Annotated in this window: 16 protein-coding genes and 1 tRNA gene; 4 read left to right on the top strand and 13 right to left on the bottom strand. The window is 37.7% G+C overall.

All coding sequences use genetic code 11. The features are described from left to right. The first annotated feature begins 148 nt into the window (after positions 1 to 148). Both ACFIMP_RS07065 and ACFIMP_RS07060 read left to right on the top strand, forming a co-directional pair. Positions 149 to 583, top strand: coding sequence for an EVE domain-containing protein (locus ACFIMP_RS07065; RefSeq protein ID WP_375677712.1), 435 nt, complete (start codon positions 149 to 151; stop codon positions 581 to 583). 908 nt (positions 584 to 1,491) lie between these two features. After that, positions 1,492 to 2,172, top strand: a complete 681-nt coding sequence (locus tag ACFIMP_RS07060) for a response regulator transcription factor (protein ID WP_375612729.1) — start codon at positions 1,492 to 1,494, stop codon at positions 2,170 to 2,172. A 901-nt stretch (positions 2,173 to 3,073) separates the two neighbouring features. Here ACFIMP_RS07060 and ACFIMP_RS07055 read toward each other — a convergent pair. The 5 genes from ACFIMP_RS07055 to argH all read right to left on the bottom strand — a co-directional run bounded on the left by ACFIMP_RS07055 (position 3,074) and on the right by argH (position 9,543). Beyond that, a complete protein-coding gene (locus ACFIMP_RS07055) occupies positions 3,074 to 3,844 on the bottom strand; it encodes a class I SAM-dependent methyltransferase (protein WP_375612730.1) in 771 nt (256 codons plus the stop codon). A 222-nt stretch (positions 3,845 to 4,066) separates the two neighbouring features. After that, a complete protein-coding gene (locus ACFIMP_RS07050) occupies positions 4,067 to 6,496 on the bottom strand; it encodes a TIGR02302 family protein (RefSeq protein ID WP_375628587.1) in 2,430 nt (809 codons plus the stop codon). A gap of 126 nt (positions 6,497 to 6,622) precedes the next feature. Further along, on the bottom strand, positions 6,623 to 7,903 hold the full coding sequence (lysA, locus tag ACFIMP_RS07045) for a diaminopimelate decarboxylase (protein WP_375628585.1): 1,281 nt from the start codon (positions 7,901 to 7,903) through the stop codon (positions 6,623 to 6,625). A gap of 8 nt (positions 7,904 to 7,911) precedes the next feature. Continuing rightward, a complete protein-coding gene (gene lptM / locus ACFIMP_RS07040; RefSeq protein WP_375622099.1) occupies positions 7,912 to 8,091 on the bottom strand; it encodes an LPS translocon maturation chaperone LptM in 180 nt (59 codons plus the stop codon). A 51-nt stretch (positions 8,092 to 8,142) separates the two neighbouring features. Then, positions 8,143 to 9,543: an argininosuccinate lyase gene (gene argH / locus ACFIMP_RS07035; RefSeq protein ID WP_375612734.1), complete on the bottom strand. Its 1,401-nt coding sequence runs from the start codon at positions 9,541 to 9,543 to the stop codon at positions 8,143 to 8,145. Between the two features lie 32 nt (positions 9,544 to 9,575). Between argH and ACFIMP_RS07030 the strand changes: the two genes are divergently transcribed. Next, on the top strand, positions 9,576 to 10,271 hold the full coding sequence (locus ACFIMP_RS07030; RefSeq protein WP_375612735.1) for a TlpA disulfide reductase family protein: 696 nt from the start codon (positions 9,576 to 9,578) through the stop codon (positions 10,269 to 10,271). 2 nt (positions 10,272 to 10,273) lie between these two features. Here the strand turns inward: ACFIMP_RS07030 and ACFIMP_RS07025 are convergent, their stop codons facing one another. The 8 genes from ACFIMP_RS07025 to ACFIMP_RS06990 form a co-directional block, all read right to left on the bottom strand. Next, on the bottom strand, positions 10,274 to 10,750 hold the full coding sequence (locus ACFIMP_RS07025; RefSeq protein ID WP_375612882.1) for a YaiI/YqxD family protein: 477 nt from the start codon (positions 10,748 to 10,750) through the stop codon (positions 10,274 to 10,276). A gap of 30 nt (positions 10,751 to 10,780) precedes the next feature. Next, complete coding sequence (locus ACFIMP_RS07020) at positions 10,781 to 11,635, bottom strand: YihY/virulence factor BrkB family protein (RefSeq protein ID WP_375612736.1); 855 nt, start codon at positions 11,633 to 11,635, stop codon at positions 10,781 to 10,783. A 410-nt stretch (positions 11,636 to 12,045) separates the two neighbouring features. Next, positions 12,046 to 12,975: a prephenate/arogenate dehydrogenase family protein gene (locus ACFIMP_RS07015; protein WP_375612737.1), complete on the bottom strand. Its 930-nt coding sequence runs from the start codon at positions 12,973 to 12,975 to the stop codon at positions 12,046 to 12,048. 430 nt (positions 12,976 to 13,405) lie between these two features. Next, the gene (locus tag ACFIMP_RS07010; protein ID WP_375685055.1) at positions 13,406 to 13,561 is read right to left on the bottom strand and encodes a hypothetical protein; all 156 of its coding nucleotides are present in this window, start codon (positions 13,559 to 13,561) and stop codon (positions 13,406 to 13,408) included. 1,370 nt (positions 13,562 to 14,931) lie between these two features. Then, the gene (gene holA / locus ACFIMP_RS07005) at positions 14,932 to 15,972 is read right to left on the bottom strand and encodes a DNA polymerase III subunit delta (RefSeq protein ID WP_375612738.1); all 1,041 of its coding nucleotides are present in this window, start codon (positions 15,970 to 15,972) and stop codon (positions 14,932 to 14,934) included. Positions 15,973 to 15,976: 4 nt separating this feature from the next. Beyond that, positions 15,977 to 16,771, bottom strand: a complete 795-nt coding sequence (locus ACFIMP_RS07000; RefSeq protein WP_375612739.1) for an ABC transporter ATP-binding protein — start codon at positions 16,769 to 16,771, stop codon at positions 15,977 to 15,979. After that, complete coding sequence (locus tag ACFIMP_RS06995; protein WP_375612740.1) at positions 16,764 to 17,660, bottom strand: ABC transporter permease; 897 nt, start codon at positions 17,658 to 17,660, stop codon at positions 16,764 to 16,766. Before ACFIMP_RS06995 ends, ACFIMP_RS07000 begins: the two co-directional genes overlap by 8 nt. Positions 17,661 to 17,723: 63 nt before the next feature. Continuing rightward, on the bottom strand, positions 17,724 to 18,701 hold the full coding sequence (locus ACFIMP_RS06990; RefSeq protein ID WP_375612741.1) for an ABC transporter substrate-binding protein: 978 nt from the start codon (positions 18,699 to 18,701) through the stop codon (positions 17,724 to 17,726). 186 nt (positions 18,702 to 18,887) lie between these two features. On the opposite strand from ACFIMP_RS06990, the gene ACFIMP_RS06985 reads away from it, so the two are divergent. Beyond that, a tRNA-Gly gene (locus tag ACFIMP_RS06985) sits at positions 18,888 to 18,962 on the top strand. Positions 18,963 to 19,171 lie beyond the last annotated feature (209 nt).

Here is a 19,171-nt window from a genome sequence, read left to right as displayed (position 1 = left end):
CAATAGAGCGCGTCTCTCTACTACACGTTATTTTGAAACAAGAAAAAACAGATAATAGCCGTTCTTTACCCCATTTTAAAAATCATCGTTGATGGTATTACAAAGATACTTATAAAAATGCATAACAGTCTATGAAAAAGGAGAACTCATGGCTTATTGGCTTTTTAAATCTGAACCCCATAAATGGTCATGGGAGATGCAAAAGAAAAAAGGAGTTAATGGCGAACAATGGGATGGTGTACGCAATTATCAAGCCCGTAATAATATGCGCGCTATGAAATATGGCGATAAAGGTTTTTTTTATCATTCAAATAAAGGTTTAGAAATTGTAGGAATTGTAGAAATATGTACTGAAGCGCACCCTGATTCTACAAGCTCTGATCCACGCTGGGAATGTGTGGATATCCGTGCACTTTGTGACATGCCAACACCTGTTTCATTAAAACAAATTAAAGCCAATCCCAAACTAGCAAATATGGCGCTGGTCAAAGCCAGCCGCTTATCAGTGCAACCCGTAACAGAAGATGAATGGAAAGAAGTCTGTTTGATGGGCAACCTTAAGGAGGAAATGCTTTTATCTTAAAACAATAATTTTTATTCATTAACTCATATAAAAAGATGCTTCATAGCGCAGAAGAATAAGCTCAACACCCCCTTCTGTTGAGGTATTCTCATGCTAAATGCATAAATATGATATTTTTCTTTGTCATTTTTTATCCTGCACTCTTTCTCAATACAGTCTCCTTCCAAATTACACAAAAAACCTCTTTATGATGCATCTTTTCGGCATTGCTAAAGGCAAAGCTTGCTCAACGATTATAATAAGCAACACCACGAACATAACACTCAATCCCCTTCGCACACAAATGCAACAAAAAAACAAAACTGAACGTGAATAAAAACAATAAAAACGATCGTGAAGTTCTCCTAAACAGTGCATATGTTCTAGGTGTTGCACAATTCTCTTCACGCCTAAAAAACGCATCATATTGCGTGTTCATTGTTTTGCATGTTGGACGAGTGCGCCTCATACCGCAGGATTCTCTCATTCCCAACCTGTTTATATTGAATCAATCAAAGGCTATTTGCTTGCACATTCTAAACGGAGAAAGTCCCATATGGAAAAAACCGTGAAAGAAAGGACTAAAAATTCCTCCTATGAATCGTCTCAAGTGCCAAGAACTGTCCGCAACACCCACGAGCTGGCAAAGTGAATGATAGTGCCACACCTTGTTTCTCCATAAAGCGTAAAGATGATGACACTCAATAGCTAAAACACGTTCTAGAACATAAAAAAACGCTTCCAACCAACACGTAAAATACCCTGCAGACGGAATACCGTCTTTTCAGCAAGCAACCATTAGAAATTATAAAAGTTTATTTTTTAGAAGCGCTCTTTTTTAATTTTCCTCTTTTAATTTTTCTTGCATGAAATCTTATTTTTCATGAAACTATATCAATCAGTGCATCAACATGCCTATAAGGAAAAACATGAACCACTATACTCTTTTAATCGTTGAAGACGATGATCTACGCCCTATTTTAGTAGAACAATTGCAAATGCATCAAGAGTTTAAAATTTTCCAAGCAAAAACAGCAGAAGCGGGAATGAGAATAATCCAAGAAAAAAATATTGATCTCACTATTTTGGGATTTCAACTTCCTGATCTTGATGGCTACAAAGCCGTTAAACAATTACGCACCCAAGGATTTCGTGCCCCCATTATCATGATAATAAATTATGATACAGACTGTGATAATATTTTAGATCTTGAAACAGGCGCCAATGATTATGTAACAAAACCCTTTCGCTTTGCGGTGTTATTAGCGAGAATTCGAGCACAGTTGCGCCAATATGAACAAAATGAAGACGCAACCTTTCATATTGGTCCCTATACTTTTAAACTAAGACAAAAACTTCTTCTTGATCAATGCAACAATAAAATCTGTCTCACAGAAAAAGAAGCAGCGATCCTTAAATGTCTCTATCATGCCAATGATAAAATTGTCAGCCGTGAAACATTGTTAGAACAAGTTTGGGGATATAATGAAAATATTATCACCCATACTTTAGAAACCCATATCTATCGTTTGCGACAAAAAATCGAAAACGATCCCTCCAATGCGCAAATTCTCATAACAGATCAAAATGGTTACCGTTTAAATCTTTAATTCGAGATTTTCTGTTTCAAAAATAATTTTAATATTCTAAATGAAAACAGAAACGAGATGAAAAAACCTTCGCATATAATTCGAATGCTATTACATAGAACTTACTCTTATGACAAAATATATAACATTATGAATAAAAAACGAAATATTCCAACATGAGAACCAAAAACAAAAATGCTTTCAACCCTCACGATATACTTTGTAACTTCTGTTTCACATGCTTTTGTTCTTTCTAAAGTTTTTAATATGTTTCGCATATAAATAATCGTGATATCTTTTAGCAACATTCTTGATCATAACTATCATCTTTAGATGAGTGCTATTTATGATTATTTTTTTCAGAAAAACCGCTCCACGCACTGCTTTATCTCACATTCACTAACCTAACTTGAGAGATGTTTTTTATCTTTATAGTTTTCCTCCATTCTTTATGACTTTATCTCCTCTTAAGAGGTTATATAATTCATGATATAACGCTAAATGTTTATCCTAACGATAAAGCCACTGGGCATCACCATCTTTACGCTTATAAAAGAACAAGCCAGCACCATCACACACTTATGTTAGATCTCGATGTTGCAGAGGAGCCCTTGATACTTGAGATGGTTTATAAGAAGCATTGTAATCCTTCCTTGTACAGTTTTTAACCACCATAAACCATATTATGTAAGATCTCTTGGACTCTGCTATTTTTACGTTTACGAAGATACCAGCATTTTTTTCTTTTAAAATGTTTCCACTATTCATGAAATATGGTTCGGTATATAGATACTTGAGATTTTTATTCACATACCAATTCCACATATTAATGTACAAAAGAATATTTTTTAATTGTAAATGCAAAAAATTGAAATAAGAGAATGCCTCTATATTTGCGGTTCTTATGACAATGACAAAATGATTAATTATCTTTATAAATTAAAATATTTCTTGTCTGTGGTGATAAAGCAGGAATAAAAATACGTCGCGACTGACGACGCTGTACGAGCAAACCCTGATAAACACGTTTTTGTGCCTGACACATTAAGAGTCCACCAAAATAAGGCAAAAGATAGCGAGCAAATGGCTCGTAAAAAAATGAGAGCAACCGCGAAAAATACCCCGTAGAGGGCATATAGTGTACAATTTCTTGTATTGGTCCAGAAACAAAATTTGTTTTTTCGAACAAACGAGTAATTTGTTGCCGACTATAGGGTTCGCCATAACCAAAGGGCGTAGTAATATTGCGCGCCCAAAAGCCAGAGCGATTAGGTACAATAACGATCAAGTGGCCATTGGGTGCTAAAACACGCCATATTTCATTCAACGTTTCAAATGAATTTTCTGTATATTCTAATGCATGTACCAATAAAATACAGTCAACTGACGCATCCGGAAGCGGCAAATCTTCTTCAAAAACAAGCGCTGTAGCAACTTGCTCAGAACAAGGCCAAGGCGAAACACCCTGAGAAGCTGGCATAAAAGCAAAACATTGTTGGGCACGTTCACGCAATGTAGAAAGATAAGGAAGTGCATAACCCAATCCCATAATCCGTTTATCCGTAAGATCAGGCCACCATAAATTCAATTGGTCACATAGCGTTTTTTGCACACGCAGTCCAAGTGCAGAAGCATAAAAATCTTTCAGCGTAACGATATCCAACTCAACATACCATGTAGAAACAAATTTCAAACATTACAGATTTTCATATACCAAACCTATATGGACTTCTGCTTTTTTTCCGCAATAGCGAACATTTCAATATTGCATATTTTAAACTTAAATGATTAAAAAATCAGTACAATAGGATGATTATTGCCTTACAAGCACTTTAATCATTTTTTTGGAGATAAACCCCATAGAGGTTCTTCATATACTGTTTTTGACATCAATTAAGAAAAAAGCCAACACTGGTTAATTAAAATGAAGCAATCTTTCAAGATAGTTTTTTTCTTCTTCTGAAAGATGCTCTTTACCAAGACGTTTGCGAATTTCATCCAAAATCTGCCGCGTACGCATTTGATCACTTTCTTGTGGTAGTGCCTCGCCTTCTTGTTCTTCATCTGTTGTTGAAGAAAGTGGACGTCCTAACGGATCTTTAGGACCAAAATCAGCATTTTGATCATCTCCCGTTTCTTTAAGTGTTTCGCGCATTTTTTTCAAAACATTTTGTGCTCCTTGCCTCAAAGATTCCAAAGCATCAGACTGATTTTGTATAGATACCTGATGATTTCCATTATCAAGCGCATTTTCCGCAGAATTCATTTTTTCTTCTGCCCTTTTCAATGCGCCCCCTGTTTCAAATCCTTGTTCTGATAATTCTTTTTCTAATGTTGATAATTCAGATTGCAATTCAGCTTGACGTTTTTTTAAAGATTTTTTTTGTGTTTCCGGTACATTTTCTCCGCGTTTTTGTTCCATCTCTAACTGATGTGTTTCATTGAGAATTTCTTGCTGACGACGCATTAAATCTCCAAGCTGGTCCATCTTTTCTTTCATTTGTGCAGATTGGCTTTTTTCTCCCTCATTTTGATTGCCTTTTTGCACATGCAAATGATCAAGCGTCTGTTCAACTTCCGCCAAGAGTTGTTCAGCTGCTAAAGAAGAGCCCGTTTTAGCCATTTCCTCAATTAAATTTAGCTTTTCTTGTAATGTAGATTCAGAAAGATTAGGACTTTTTGAGCTTTTAGAATTTTTAGAAACTTGACTATCCGGTGCTTTTTCAGCCAAAGCACGAATATACTCATCCATAGCTTGACGTAAATCTGCCATAAGCCGTTCAATTTCTGCCGCTGAAGCACCATAACGCAGTGCATCACGTAAAGCAGCTTGTGCTTGTTTTAACTTTTTTTGCACGGATTCAAGCTGATTATCTTCAATACCCAAAGCAATTTGCCATAAATAATCCACCACATCGCGCAAATCCTCGTCTGTTTGTGCTAAAGAAAGTCTTGTCCACGCACTTTGTAGAACAATAAAATGCGATGCATTTTGCAACCCCTTTTCTGGACGCACAAGCAAAGCAGAAAGCATATCCAATACACGCTCTTTCACAGAAGCATCAAGAGCTAATAGACGACGCAATTCAACCACTGCGCGTGCAACAGGATTCGAAAAAACACGCTGTGGTAATATCATAACAAAAGTTTTGCTACGCCCTTTCTGCCCCGCACCATCTTCTGCCACCAAAGTAATTTTGACTTGCGAACCTGCCCATGGATGCGCTGATATATCCTGCACCATTCGCATTTTCCCCTTTCCACCACGCGGAAGAAGAAGTTCTATTTCCGGAGCATTATAAAGAGAAGAAGCACTTTTATTCTGAGGAAGAAAAGGCTCTATTTCAACAAAAGCCTTTGTCACACCATAATCATCATCCACCACATATCGTAACTCCAATGATCCCGTTAAAATCCTCCCTGGTTTTTCCAACCAATGAATTGTTGGACGCGTGTCCTTAATTATCTGCAAATGCCATTGCTGTTTTTTACGACGTGATGATACAAATAAATTTATTGGATGCTTTAAATGTGTTTCAAAATGAACAATTGGATCATTCAAAGCTGTTTGTTCCGTTTTCTCTGAAAACGAAACTTCCCTCCCATCTTCTACAGACTTTGCTTTTACTGTAATGCCAGCCCCATTGACAACACGCACAACAACATTACTCCCTTCAGGGATTTCTAGTTGTGTTTTCTCATCTTTTGTCAAATAAATCGGTGCCACACCGGTATAAGCAGGTGGTGTTACCCAAGCATCAATCCGCATGAGTTTTTCATCAACGATAGGACGAAAATCAAAGGCATCAGCCAAACGCCCCCCTTGTGAACCAAAAGAAAAACTAAAAGCGCACACAAAAAGAAGAGCACACAAAGCCCTCAAAGCCAAAGGATCATAATCCGCATTATTAAGAGAGATAAATCCAGTTTTTAAATGGTATAATTGCTTTGCCATTCGGCGTTGATGTTCACGCCAAATAACAGCACTAAAATCTTCATCATTTTCAGAACATAAACGATCTGTCTGAATATTCAAAGGCTGGTGTCTAAGATCATTGACGCGTTCAAGGCGGCAATTTACTTCCCGCATTGTGGGAAACCGAAAACGAATAAGAAAAAATAAACTCGCCCCAGCACAAATAAGTATAACCCCAAGTAAGAGCAAATGTGACCAATAGCCCAAAATACCAAAAAGTCCCAACCAGCTAAACGAACAAAAGAGACTAAGAACGAGGAAAAATGGCAACAACCGTACCCACATCCGTTCAAATGAAAGGATCCCCCACATCAAAATGCGCACACACAAAAGCTTCATTGCAAAACCTTTGATGTTTTTATTTTTCATAAACAAGCATTTATCCCCTTTTATCGTGGTGCATTAAGATCATAAACCCCATACAAAACAATTTCTAGAAAATAAATTGTTTCATCAAAGTTTAGTAAAAATAAGACCCAAAATATTTAATAATGCTCAATCTAATTTGGGCTCAATCCAATCTGGAATATGATCACAGCCTATCAATTGTGCATAATCAAGGCGTGGACGAATGACTGCATAACGCGTATCCTGAACCAGAACTTCCGGCACCAAAAGTCGACTATTATAAGTGCTTGCCATCACTGCGCCATAAGCCCCTGCTCCTGTTAACATCAAAACATCACCCGCTTTTAACACTGGTAAAGAACGTTCCAAACCTAAATAATCACCAGTTTCACAAATAGGACCGACAATATCAGCATTAATCAGAGGGGCATCTATTGGTGTTTTTTTCACTGGCATTACATTTTGCCACGCATCATAAAGCGTTGGACGCATGAAATCATTCATCGCCGCATCAACAATAACAAAATTTCGTCCTTCCCCCTTTTTAAAATACACAACCGATGTCACCAACACACCGGCTTCACCAACAATACTACGCCCAGGTTCTAGGATAATATTGATCCCTAAAGGCGCAATATGTTTCTTTACCAGTGCTGCATACTCAAAAGGAGAAGGTACTGGATGCTTCTCATAACCATAAGGAATACCAAGCCCGCCCCCAATATCGATATGGGTTATCGCATAACCATTATTCCATAATTGACGCACAAAATCTGCAACAATAACAAATGCATCTTCAAACGGTTTTAAATCACAAATTTGACTGCCAATATGGAGATCAACACCACACACATGAAGACCAGGCAATTGAGCTGCTTTTTTATATACATCACCCGCCAAAGACAGTGGAATACCAAATTTATTCTCAGACTTACCTGTTGTAATTTTCTTGTGAGTCTTAGCATCCACATCAGGATTAATGCGTAAAGAAATACGAGCCGTTTTTGAAAGCGCAGCAGCCCGCGCCGATAATTGTTCAAGTTCTGGCTCTGATTCAACGTTAAAACAATAAATATCTTGTGCAAGAGCAAAATCTATTTCTCTCACTGTTTTACCAACACCAGAATAAACAATATTCTGCGCAGGAATACCAACAGCAAGTGCACGCCGTAATTCCCCTTCTGAGACCACATCAGCTCCCGCTCCATTGTTAGCTAAAAGTTGTAAAACTGCTTGATTGGAATTCGCTTTAACCGCATAAGCAATTAAACTCGGCATATCATGAAATGCATTCTGATAATCTTTAAAATGTGCAACGATTGCGCTAGCTGAATAACAATAAAAAGGTGTTTCAACTTCTCGCGCAAGTTCCAAAAGAGAAAGACCTTCAGCGTGAAGCACACCCTGATGATAAGAAAAAAAACGCATAAAAATTCCTATTGTATTAACCGATCAAGAATAAAAGGTTTATCTGTTTTACCTTGAGAAACAAAAGTTCCTTGTGAAGAATTCACTCCTGTTGAAGGAGGTAACTCTAATGACCCTTTACGCCCACACCCAACGATACCCAAGCCCCCAAAAAGGACAATTATCAACCCCTTTAATATAATTTTCATCTGTCCTCTTTCCTCATCTCGATCTCTTTGTTACCTTTAAAATACAATCACTCAAGCGCTCACGAGACGCTTTTTCCAATACGCAATTTGCCGAAGAACCTCTGAAGGCGCTGTTCCCCCAAAGCTTTTACGACTTTCAACAGATTTTTCAACGGTCAAAACATCAAAAAGTGTCGCATTGATATCAGGACAAATTGCTTGAAGTTCATCTAATGATAAATCATGAAGGCGACACTGTTTTTTTTCTGCCAATGCCACAGCACACCCTGTGATGTGATGTGCTTCGCGAAAAGGAATCCCTAAATTGCGTACAAGCCAATCCGCAAAATCTGTAGCTGTTGCATACCCTAAATCCGCTGCTTGTTTCATGGCTTTTTTATTCACTTTCAAATCAGCAATCATCCCTGTCATTGCTGCTAGTGATAATTCCAAACTCAAAGCCCCATCAAACACATATTCCTTATCTTCTTGCATATCCTTTGAATAAGCAAGCGGTAATCCTTTCATCACCGTTAACAATCCCATAAGTGCACCATTCAATCGACCTGCTTTCGCTCGTACTAACTCTGCCGCATCAGGATTTCTCTTTTGTGGCATAATGGAAGACCCTGTTGAAAAAGCATCTGATAAATGAATAAAACAAAACTGTTCACTTGACCAAAGAATTATTTCTTCTGCTAAACGTGAAAGATGTGTTGCACAAAGAGCGCCAGCGCTTAAAAATTCCAATGCAAAGTCACGATCTGAAACACTATCAATTGAATTGCGTGTAGGTTCGCGAAAGCCTAGCGCTTTTGCTGTCATAAAACGGTCAATTGGAAAGCCTGTCCCCGCTAAAGCAGCCGCCCCTAAAGGCGATTCATTCATTCGCTCAAGAGCATCACGCATCCGCGATAAATCTCGACCAAACATTTCAACATAAGCCATCATATAATGACTCAATGTTACGGGTTGAGCCAATTGTAAATGCGTAAAGCCTGGCATAAAGGTATCAACATGTTGTTCTGCGCGAATAAGTAATTGCTCTATCAATCCTTTTAAAGCTTGTGCTATCTTTTGCGTTGCTTCACGTACCCACAAGCGAAAATCAACAGCAACTTGATCATTGCGTGAACGCGCCGTATGCAAACGCCCAGCTACAGGACCTATCAATTCGCTCAGCCGCGCTTCAATATTCATATGAATATCTTCAAGCTTTCGTGAAAAAACAAATTTACCGTCTTCAATTTCTTGGCGAATAAGTTTCAAACCATGAACAATTTTTTCATAATCTGATTGTGAAATGATTTTCGTTTGCGCTAACATAGCTGCATGAGAAAGAGAACCTTCAATATCTTGTCGATAAAGTTTTTGATCAAAATCAATAGAAGCATTAATTTCTTCCATAATTGCAGCAGGGCCTGCCGCAAACCGACCACCCCACATTTGGTTCTTTAACTTCTCATCTGTCATATTCTGAAAACACCCATCCAAAGGACAAAATTATGATTTTTCAAATTTTCATCAGCAAAAAAAACAATAAAAAAAGGCAACTTTCCCTTGCATTCTTTATCATTGCATTGAGTTTATACGCAACCATAAACTACGATACCAAAAGAGAGTTTTTTCTTTTCAATTTCATTTCAGCAGCACAAGCACAAGAAATAAATACTGATAAAGCACGAGCAGAAAAAATGATGGCGATACGAAAAGCAGCAAAAGGCTTTTTTAGCCACATACGATTTGCTGATACGCCCTCAGATATGAATAAACTCTCTTTCAAGGATATTCTAGGAAAAGAGCACACACTCAGCGAATTTATCGGAAAACCAATGCTGGTCAATCTATGGGCTATTTGGTGTGCACCTTGCCGCACAGAAATGCCTGAACTTGCGCAATTAAAACGTGAATTAGGTGGAGAAAACTTTGATGTCATAGCTATAAATATCGATAAAACTGCTTCTCCTGAAAAAATTCAGCAATTTTTACAGAATATTCATTCAGATAATTTGCTTTACTATCGCGATGAAACAATGGATATTTTCAACAATGTTAGAAAACAGGGGCTCGCTTTAGGACTCCCCATTACATTGCTCATTGATAAAGAGGGATATCTCATTGCTTCCTTCAATGGTGCAGCTCCATGGGCCAATGACGATGCCAAAGCACTTATAAAAGCAGTCATTAAAGAAGCCCTATAACTTTAATAACCGCGTCTTTTTAAACGTTGTATAACAAGATCCAGTGCTGACAAAAAAGCAGAACGGTCTTTACGAGAAAAAGGACGGGGACCACCTATTATACTGCCCTGTCCACGCAAATCTTCCATCAAATTGCGCATCGCCAAAGCCTGACCAATTGAATTTACATCAAAAATACGCCCCGTTGGCGAAAGACAAAAACCCCCAGCTTGCACAACCCGCGCTGCTAAAGGAATATCACTGGTAATAACGATACTTGCCTCATGCACATGTTCTACGATCCAATCATCAGCACCATTGAATTCACCAGCAACGACCACTCTTTCAATGAGTGCTTCATCTGGAAGGGACAAAGAACGATTTGCCACAACAAATGTCTTAAGCTGATAACGATTCATCACACGATAAACTTCATCTTTTACAGGACAAGCATCTGCATCAATCAACAAAGTGATAGCAGGCTTTATTGGGATAATCATACCTTGGCTTTCAAGCAATAATAAGCTCTTTCATTTATCTGAATGTTGCAAATCCTTGCGATAAAACATTATCGCCGCGTTTATTTCTCCTCCCAAAATAAAAATTGCACTCAATATGTACAGAAAAATAATAGCAACCATAATAGATGCCAACCCTGCATAGGTAGAAATATAATCAAACATCGTTAAATATTGCGCAAAAGCGATAGAAGCCATAAACCATATAAACATTGTCACCACTATTCCTGGTAAAATATCTATAATTTTCCGCCGCCCTGCTGGAAGCCATTTATGAACAATCAAAAGACTGATAAACAAAATAACGATTGCAACTGTATAACGCCATACACGAATAACAGCAATATATTCAGTCATAAAAAAAGAATGATTTTGCATAATTTTGATCAACAAAGGCGCCAGAATCAATAAAAAACTAATCACAACAAGACCAACAGCTCCAAGGATTACAAAAAACAGACTTTGAAAACGACAAAATAACAAACTCCGTCGATCAGTAACACGGTAAGCTTTATTTAAAGCCGTACGCAAAGCCTCTATCCCATTAGAAGCAAAATAAGCCGCTCCAATGACAGAAAGCGTCAACACACCTCCTCGATGAATGGTTAAAACATTAACAATTTCCTGAGATAAAGGCTCTGCAATAACATCAGGCAATAACTGCACCAGTGCTTTAATTTTTTGCGGTGTATAAGTAAAAGCACCTAGAAAACGAGCAAAAGATGTTCCAAAAATAAAAAAAGGGAAAAATGCTAAAAGCCCCGATAGCGCAACATGGCTTGCAAAAGCACTCCCATTATCACGCCAATAATGACTTACTGCGTCACACAAAATACGATAGCTATACCAAAAGATATTTTTTAACAAAACTCAATACTTTCTGGTAAAACTCTTCCTCAGTCTATTTCAAGTTTTATAAAAATCATCAAAACTCTGCAAATAAACATTTTGCAATGTTGCAATATAACGGTCAATAATCAATACGGTCAAGCCCGACTTTATACCAAAACAAAAACAATAACCCACTCTATGAAGTTCTACAACGACCTCATTTTTTTGTTACTTCTACAGATCAGTAACCTCTTCTGTACATCATATGCCCTATAGAGAACTAAGCAAGATGATCGTGCACACATAAAATCTTTTGAAGTCATGGTTATCTATATCGGAGCAATCGCCACTCTTTTTTATTGCAATCTATGACTGAGTAGAGAAAAAACTTCTTATCGGTTTTTAGAAAAAACCAACGAAATTCAACAAAAACCTCTTGTTTTTACTCACCCTTTTTTAGAAACATTCTGACGCCCAAAATCAGGAGCATCAATTTCCTGTCCAGCATCAATAATATTGCGGCGTACAGCACGCGTACGTGTAAAAAAGTTAAACAGTGTCTCACCATCTCCTAAATGAATTGCCCGTTCTAAAAAAGCAAGCCCCTCACTAAAACGGCTCAACATTTCTAAAATAGCATCCTTATTATGCAAACAAATATCTCGCCACATAACGGGATCAGAAGATGCTAAACGCGTAAAATCACGAAAACCGGAAGCGGAATAAGCAATCACTTCCGAATTTGTTACTTTTTCTAAATCACTCGCTGTCCCAACAGTATTATACGCAATCAAATGGGGTAAATGTGAAACAATAGCCAAAACAAGATCATGATGCTTAGGTTCCATCTTTTCGACACGCGCACCACAAGCTTCCCAAAACGCTGTTAATTGTGCGACAGCAGCAGCATCGCTATCCGCAAAAGGCGTTAAAATACACCAACGATTCATAAATAAATCAGCAAAACCAGCATCCGGTCCTGAATATTCCGTTCCAGCAATTGGATGCCCTGGAATAAAATGAACCGTTTTTGGCAATAAAGGTGCCATTTCCGCAATAACCAACGCTTTCGTAGAACCAACATCACTCACAATCGCTCCAAGTTTTAAATGATCACGAATGGTTTTTGCCACTTCTGCACTAGCCCCAACAGGAACAGAAAGAATAACCAAATCTGCTCCTTCAACAGCTTTTGCATTATCTGTCGTATAAAAGTCCCCAAGCTCCAATTCTCGCGCTCTTTTCAGGGTTTCTGGACGACGTGTTGCAATAGAAATCTGAGCCGCAAGATTTTTCTTTTTAATCACTCTTGCTAAAGAAGACCCAATCAGACCGATCCCAATGAGTGCTATTTTTTCAAACTGAGTATGGAGCATCTTTCACCTTCAAAGATTCTTTGCAAATGGCAATAAAGACTAATTGTAAAATCACAATTTTCTTGTTTGTTTGTTCAAGAGTTATGCGTAAAACATTAAAAAATGACAACTAGGGAATAAAGAATAACGCAGTTTACCAATTATCACCTGCGCAAGCTGACAACAGATCACTTTACCTAGAAAACACATAAAAAATAAATGACGAGAAATCTAACATCACGCTCTAAAACTCCCTCTTAATTACTGATCAAAGCGCATCACCGAAACAAAATAAAATGCACTCTCAATTAGGATAACAACGACTCTACATAAAATCCCATCAGTTTACTTTATCTTACTAATTTACTCACAAAAAAACACATCAAAAGCGTAAGCAGACACTAACTCTTCTCCAATTATCCCGATACGTTCATTAATTTGTATATTAGACCTATATAAAACGTATTGCGCCTCCACCTACAACATCAACATAAGTTTCGCGAATATTGAAAACACCGTAAAACAACGCATACCAAAAGATACCATTAAAAACATTTTCCTCTCCCGATTCCGGATACCGTAAATCAAATAAATATGAGAAAAACACGCCCTCTCAATAAAGAAAAAGTTTGATAACAAAAACACCGAATATCCCTTTAATGGAATCACATCCCTCACGTAAAACAGAACGCCCTCAACAGAATAAATTTGGATTACAAATTCATGGGTTTGTTTTAAAAGACATCTCGCTCCCTAGCCTATCTCACAACAGTGTTCGTAAATGTTATAACTATAAATCTATTAAGCACGACCCTCTTCACACTTAAATAAAACACTATCATTATATTTTCCTACCCCCAATGTTGCAAAAAACCTTGGAATTTGAGAGCATTCATAAGAGGCATTTTTAGTGCTTTCTTGTACAGTTTTTATCCACACGCCCCCCACTTATGACGTGCAAAAGACATTGTTCTGATTGATTTAATATGAAAAATAATAAATTATTAATAATAAACAATGACTAGCTCTGTTTATGAGACACATTCATTGCTAAGATAATCATCTCTGTATCAAACATAAAAGTTTCCCCATAGGTGCTGTGGTTTTCATCATAATCTATTTTGACTTTCTTCTCATCCCATGAAGATTCTTAATTCATACTGATCTGCAAACAATTCATTTTCTTGTCTAAAAGATTCCTCTGGCTCACTATTTTAAGTGATTCAATTAATCTATAATACATTGATTTATAAAAATAATACTTTTTTTCAATTTGAATCATAACTTCGAATACTGTAAAATTCTTCCATCACAAACCCTCTTATCAATTAAAATCTCTTGGCTACACGTCACAAGAAGACATGTGAGAAAAAATGATGAAAAACGCTCTCTAATGCTAAAAACTGTAGTAACATTAGAGGCTAGCAAAGTATATAATGAGTGTCGACTTGCGCTTTTATTAAGCATAAAGATAGAGTTGCTCTATGGGTTTTATATTCTTCACAAGGAACTTTACTTCTACACCATTCATAAACACCGCCGCGAAATAGATATGACGCGCATTGAAAAATATTTCTAAGAAAGCGTATGAATCTACCATACAAGTGTCTTCTGTTGTTTGAGATACTCTGTTTTACATGGGGGTGTTACTCCATTAAGACTCTATGAACCAACCTAATATTCACCAAATACCCACACAAAAAAACATCGAACACATAAAATTTGATATGGGCCTCGTATCACTACCCTAAAAACAGTATTTTACGACACAACAAAATAATAAAACTGTTTCAAAATGGCCTTTTGAAAATAAACTATTTCTTTTGAAGAAAAATTTCTATCAAGCTTTCAAGCTCCTAAAATGCATCCTCAAAAATACAAGTTCCATCAACCTCTACTTGATAGCATAACAGTTTTAATTACTGAAAATACCTCTGTGGTATACCAAAAATAAAAAATCATTATATTTCTAGGCTGTTAAGCTGCCATCTGGCGTCGTGCAATAATTGTAAGCCCTAACAAAACTTGACGAATGATAGCTTCGCCCAAAAGTGGATTTTTACGACTGTCTAAAACAGCACTCTGAATTCTTTCCATTGCATAAGAAATTTGTTCTAACTTCCAATATTTTAAAGCTTGTTCAACGATCTTTTTCCGTTGAAAAAAAATGGGAGGGCGTGCCTGAGAAACCACCGTAAAAGGTGAATTTCCTTCAACCTCTACCTGATAACGCAATAGCTGTAATTGCTGAAAATGCCTTTGAGCTGTACTCAAAATTAAAAAAAGTGCCCCCTGCACTGCTGCATGTCGGTTAAAATGCGCTTCAAAGCCTGATATATCGCCCAATAAAAGAGCATCAATGACTTCATCTTGAGAAAGAGCACTGACATCGCTTACAACAGCTTTCACATCTTCAAGAGTAATATGAACATTTGCAGCGTAAAGACAAAGCTTTTCTAATTCACTGCGTGATACAAGGCGATCCGCCCCTAAACATTCATGCAACCATCTACGTGCATCTAAAGAAAGAGTCTTCTTAAACTGTCCTAAAACCTCATCAATCAAACCGTCAAGAGACCGCATATCATCGGCAAAACAGGGTAAAGCCATCGCTTTTGATGCTGTTTCAACAGCATTGCGCAACCCTGTTCCTTTTTTTAAATCCCCTGCCTCAATGAGAATAAAACAAGCTTCTGGTGGTTTCTCAATTAAAAGTTTTAAGGCAGCAAGAAAACCTTTTTGGTTAGCAGCATTAGAGATCCATATCAAACGATCTCCCCCAAAAAGCGATAACGTACGCGCTTCATTTTCTAAACGTGCAGGATCTTTATCAATTTCAGCAGCATCCAAACGAATTGTCGAAAATGGATCTTCTATTGCTACCCGTGTAAGTTTTGCAAAACATTGTGCACGCTCACAAATAAGACCACGATCTGGCCCATAAATGAGAACAATAGGAAAAGCACGTGAAAAACGCATTAGAAACTGATCAACTTCATGTGCTTTTTTCTGAGCCACACTATTAATCCATTAATAGTTCATCATCATCAAGAACTTCCCCGCGAACTTTCTGAAACATGCCAATTAAATCATTGACATCCAAGCCCTTCCGCTCTTCATGACAGACATCCAAAATCACTTTTCCACCATGCAACATCAAGGTACGATCGCCATAATCAAGAGCCTGACGCATAGAATGAGTCACCATAATAGTTGTTAATTTTTTCTCTTCAACGATTTTTTCAGTCAACCGCATCACAAAATCAGCCATTCCAGGATCAAGCGCTGAGGTATGTTCATCAAGCAATAAAACATCCGCATGTGCTAATGTTGCCATCACAAGACAAACTGCTTGGCGTTGCCCACCTGATAAACTATCCATAGGATTATGAATATATGTTTCAAGACCAATGCCTAATTGAGCAATTTTCTCTCGAAAAAATTGCCGTTTCTCATGATTTAAAGCCGCATGCAAACCACGACGACTTCCTCGAAGAGCAGCAAGAGCCAAATTTTCTTCAATTGTTAAAGAACCACAACTTCCCTCTAACGAATCTTGAAAAACACAAGCAATCTTTCCAGCGCGTTCACTGACTGATTGCCTAGAAACATTTTGTCCATTGATAACCACTTTCCCTGTTGAAGGAAGCGTAGCACCCGCTAAAACACTGAGCAAAGTTGATTTACCAGCACCATTTGAACCAATAACCGTAACAAAACTACCCTGATCAATTTTCAGGTTAATATCAATTAAAGCCTGTTTTTCCAAAGGTGTTTGCGGTTTAAATGTGACCCCAACATGAAAAAACTCAATCACGTTTATGCCTCCTCCAATAGCGTGGCACAATAAGGGTTAAAACAACCAACAGCGAAGTAATCAACTGAAGATCTGTCGACGTATCAATGCCAATGCCATTTGCTTCAAATGCAAATTGCACCGCCACACGATAAAGCACAGACCCTACAATACAGCTGATTATAATCCAAAAAATATTGCGCGTACGAAAGAGAGTTTCACCGATAATCACGGCTGCCAATCCAAAAACAATTGTTCCAATTCCACCGGTAATATCTGTTGCAATCGCAGTTTGAATATAAAGAGAACCACCAAGTGCCACACACGCATTGGAAAGCCCCATTCCAAAATATATCAATGCTGATGTATGGACACCTTGCGCCGTCGCCATGCGTGGATTAGCGCCCATTGCACGCATAGCAAGACCAATTTCACTTTCCAAAAAGCGCCAAATCAAAAACGCCATAACGAGCAACACAATACCAACGAAAAGAGGACGCACAAAAATATCAGACAAACCAAACAGATTATAAAAGGGGGTTAACGCCGTATCAGCAAGTGCTAAATTAACATTAGACCCTCCCATAATTCCCATAATACGAAGATTAACTGTATAAAGTGCTGACATTGTTAAAATAGAAGCTAAAAGATTCAAAATGCCAAAACGCAAATTCAATAGAGCTGTTAACAAACCAGCCGCCATACCTGCACAAAAAGCGCATGCCATAGCTGTCCACGCATTGAAACCTAAAAGAATCAAAACACCACAGACACAGGATCCAAGAAGAAACGAGCCATCAACCGTTAAATCAGGAAAATCCAAAACCCGAAATGAAAGATAAACCCCTATAGCAACAAACGCATAAATAAGGCCTAATTCCACAGCACCAGAAAACGCAAATATATTCATGTAAAGACAATCCCCATGAAAACTTAACGTATTTTTATTGTATCAACACTCTATCAATAAAAGTTATTGAATCACTTTTGTTGCACGGTCAATAACTGCCTGCGGAATAATAATCCCTGCTTTTTGGGCTGCTTTCAAATCAATTCGAATGTCATTATTAGCCGCCTGCACAACATCAATATCACCAGGCTTTTCACCCTTTAGAATACGCACAACCAATTTCCCAGCATCAACCCCTACATCATAGAAATTCACACCTTGCGTCATAAAAGGCCCGCGCCCGATAGTATTCGCATCAACAGTAAATACAGGCATATTGGCTTCCTCTGAGACCTTTATTGCACCTTCTAAAACAGATAAAATCGTATTATCAGCAGGAACAAAAATAATATCGACCTTACCGATTAAAGCGCGTGTTGCTGCCTGAACATCTGAAGGCTTTGGTGCCGATGAGGGAATAATTTCAATTCCAGCTTTTTTTGCTACATCCTTTAACGTTTTAAGTGTCGAAACAGAATTTGCCTCAGAAGCATTATAAAGATAACCAATTTTTTTCAAATCTGGTTTTACTTCTTGTAAAAGTCTAACACTTTCTGCAACATCTATACGATCAGAACTCCCCGTCATATTACCGCCAGGTTTGGTAAGTGAAGAAACGATTTTAGCTCCGATAGGATCAGAAATTGCTGCAAAGACGATAGGAATTGTTTTTGTTGCCGCAAGCATCGTTTGTGCTGAAGGCGTGGTAATTGCTACAATAACATCGGGTTTATCACCAACAAATTTACGCGCAATTTGCGTTGCTGTTGAAATATTACCCTGCGCTGATAAAAAGGTAAGTTGAAAATTTTCACCTTGCTTATAACCATTTGCTGCAAGCACATCTTCCACACCTTTACGAACAGCATCCGCAGCAGGATGGACCATAATTTGCGTTATTGCAACTTTAACGTGTTTAACTTGGTCATCGGCCTTTGCAACACTGTTCATCATAAAAACAGTTGCAATGATAACCCCTAATATATTTATTCTCTTCAACATTATATTCCACCCCTCTCCATGCAAAAATTAAAAAAGGAATAATCTATTACTGAAGAATTTTCTAAAATCAATCTTTATTTCATTTTATTTAAACATGGACAAAATAAATCAAACTAAAATGATATTTTTTTGTTGCAATTCGTAGAAGCCTACGCCATACAGACAAGACATATATCGAATCGGTAAGCGGGTGTAGCTCAGGGGTAGAGCACAACCTTGCCAAGGTTGGGGTCGTGGGTTCGAATCCCATCGCCCGCTCCATTGAATTTTGTATTTATTCGTTCTTGTATGGATGTAGCTTGCCAGCGGGTTTTGTGTATTTTGCCACTAGGTTTTGTACCAATTTATTTTTTTCAAAGAGTTTTTAAGGGGTTCTCAAAGGGTCTTCAAAGACCTTTCAAAGATCATTTAAAGCCTCTTTTTCTTTTCTGCTCAAAATCGCAATTTGAGATGATCAATCATTGAGTTGG

It is taken from the genome of Bartonella sp. AP65SXKL, from assembly GCF_042195725.1.
In the GTDB taxonomy this organism is placed as follows: domain Bacteria; phylum Pseudomonadota; class Alphaproteobacteria; order Rhizobiales; family Rhizobiaceae; genus Bartonella.
Note: the sequence above shows the minus strand (reverse complement) of the source record. Positions and strands in the feature narration are given on the sequence as shown.